The following is a 1040-nucleotide window of genomic DNA, read 5'->3' as shown; positions in this document are numbered from 1 at the left end:
GCATCGAGGCCACCTCGCGCCGCGCCTGGTCCGACTCCAGGTCCAGCTCGAACCGGCGGCTGCCCCACATGAACACGTCGTGCGCCAGCACCACGTAACCGCGGCGGGCCAGCGCGTTGGCCCAGGCACGGCCGCCGTAGTAGGTGTCGCGCAGGGACTCGAGCTCCCGCGGCGGCCCGTCGGGCCCGTCTGCGATCTTCTCCTTCCCGTGGTACTTCACGCCCGCGTGCTCGTGCATCGCGAGTACGCCTGGCAACGGCTCGTCCGTGTCGGGGCGCAGCACGAACGCCTCGGTGCGGGGCCCGTACCCCACCGACCAGGAGACGAGTTCGCCGCGCAGCCCGTCCTCCCGCCAGTCGCGCTCGACCCGCACCTCGCGCGGCGCCTCGCAACGCCCGCCGTCGAGCACCCGACGCACCGACTCCCGCGTCGCCTCGCCGGGAACCGCGGCGGGAAAGAGGCCGTCCGCCAGCCGAGCTCCCTCCGCCCAGTCGCTGTACGCCCCAAGGTGTGTGTACGCCCTGCTCACCGAGGCATCTCCCTGCCTTCCCCGCCGCGCCGGCCACGTCCTCGCCAGCTCACAGGGCCAGCTAACAGGAGGCGGTCGGGCGCCGCCAGGCCCCGGCTGGGACGACGACACCCTGATTGCCCGTATCATTCCGATATGTCTGGAAATGGGGAGGTCGGGCCCGGGATCCTCGACGCCGCCGTCTCCCGAGGAGCCCAGGAGACCGGCGCCTCGGTCGTGTTGGTGTACGTGCTGCCGCCTGACCGCGATGTCCTGCGGCTCGTCGTGATGTCGGGGGTGTCCCCGCGGATCGCGGCCCCCTGGGTACGGGTCCCGCTGACCGCGCCCATTCCGGTGGCCGACGCGGTCCGGGAGCGCCACCTGGTGTGGCTGGGGAACCGGGAGGAGATGGCACGCCAGTACCCGCGCCCCGCGCTGGTGCTGCCCTACGACTTCGCCCTGGCCGCGGCGCCGATCACCAGCGGCTCGACACTCTGGGGCGGTCTCGTGCTGCTCTGGCCCGGCTCCCACC

1 protein-coding gene and 1 pseudogene are annotated in these 1040 nt (G+C 73.1%); one reads left to right on the top strand and one right to left on the bottom strand.

Annotated features, from left to right (window positions below; translation table 11 throughout):
- Positions 1-529 (bottom strand): annotated as a pseudogene (locus tag E1265_RS36455) (hypothetical protein); the annotation flags it as partial.
- A gap of 135 nt (positions 530-664) precedes the next feature.
- Here E1265_RS36455 and E1265_RS36450 point away from each other — a divergent pair.
- Positions 665-1040: GAF domain-containing protein (locus tag E1265_RS36450; RefSeq protein WP_132935210.1), on the top strand; the 376-nt coding region annotated here is incomplete at its 3' end.

Source organism: Streptomyces sp. 8K308, assembly GCF_004348315.1.
Lineage (GTDB): Bacteria > Actinomycetota > Actinomycetes > Streptomycetales > Streptomycetaceae > Streptomyces.
The sequence above is the reverse complement of the archived record's forward strand: the minus strand, read 5'-3'. Positions and strand labels throughout refer to the sequence as shown.